This window comes from Paenibacillus sp. 2TAF8 (genome assembly GCF_052114825.1).
Lineage (GTDB): Bacteria > Bacillota > Bacilli > Paenibacillales > Paenibacillaceae > Paenibacillus.
In genome coordinates, this window is the sequence record NZ_JBFRFN010000055.1 from 1 (window position 1) to 795 (window position 795).

At 49.1% G+C, this 795-nt stretch carries 5 tRNA genes and 1 rRNA gene; all 6 read left to right on the forward strand.

The features are described from left to right. The first annotated feature begins 85 nt into the window (after positions 1-85). Positions 86-202: ribosomal RNA gene (gene rrf, locus AB4Z30_RS29875) — 5S ribosomal RNA — on the forward strand. An 84-nt stretch (positions 203-286) separates the two neighbouring features. Further along, positions 287-362 (forward strand) — tRNA-Asn (locus tag AB4Z30_RS29880). A gap of 3 nt (positions 363-365) precedes the next feature. Continuing rightward, a tRNA-Thr gene (locus tag AB4Z30_RS29885) sits at positions 366-438 on the forward strand. Between the two features lie 10 nt (positions 439-448). Then, positions 449-520: transfer RNA gene (locus tag AB4Z30_RS29890), tRNA-Glu, on the forward strand. Positions 521-563: 43 nt separating this feature from the next. Further along, a tRNA-Val gene (locus tag AB4Z30_RS29895) sits at positions 564-639 on the forward strand. 8 nt (positions 640-647) lie between these two features. Beyond that, positions 648-722 (forward strand) — tRNA-Gln (locus AB4Z30_RS29900). Positions 723-795 lie beyond the last annotated feature (73 nt).

Consider the following 795-nt stretch of genomic DNA (forward strand, 5'->3'; position numbering starts at 1 on the left):
GAAATGAAAATGGGTACATCAYSGARTGTGTGTATGATTTTCAGTTCTGAATGAATGGAAGAAGCACTGCTTCGATCCAATCGCGTTTGGTGGCGATGGCGGAGGGGTTCCACACGTACCCATCCCGAACACGACCGTTAAGCCCTCTAGCGCCGATGGTACTTGGACCGCAGGGTCCTGGGAGAGTAGGACGCCGCCAAGCGAAYTMTTYCATYTTACATAGAAAACAGGCTYTGCATGTRGACGTTGTATGATGAATTGCATTTGCATTGCAAATGCATATTATTCCCTGATAGCTCAGTTGGTAGAGCACTCGACTGTTAATCGAGTTGTCACAGGTTCGAGTCCTGTTCGGGGAGCCATTTGCTCTCATAGCTCAGTAGGTAGAGTGCATCCATGGTAAGGATGAGGTCACCGGTTCGATCCCGGTTGAGAGCTCTGCAAATGGGGCCCGTTGGTCAAGGGGTTAAGACACCTCCCTTTCACGGAGGTAACAGGGGTTCGAATCCCCTACGGGTCATAGTATTATCTAATGTTTTAATTGGGATGAACATCCCAAAGATGGAGGCTTAGCTCAGCTGGGAGAGCATCTGCCTTACAAGCAGAGGGTCGGGGGTTCGATCCCCTCAGCCTCCACCATTTATTTTTGGGGATTAGCCAAGCGGTAAGGCAACGGACTTTGACTCCGTCATGCATAGGTTCAAATCCTATATCCCCAGCCATTTACTATGAGTCATTAGCTCAGTTGGTAGAGCACCTGACTTTTAATCAGGGTGTCGAAGGTTCGAATCCTTC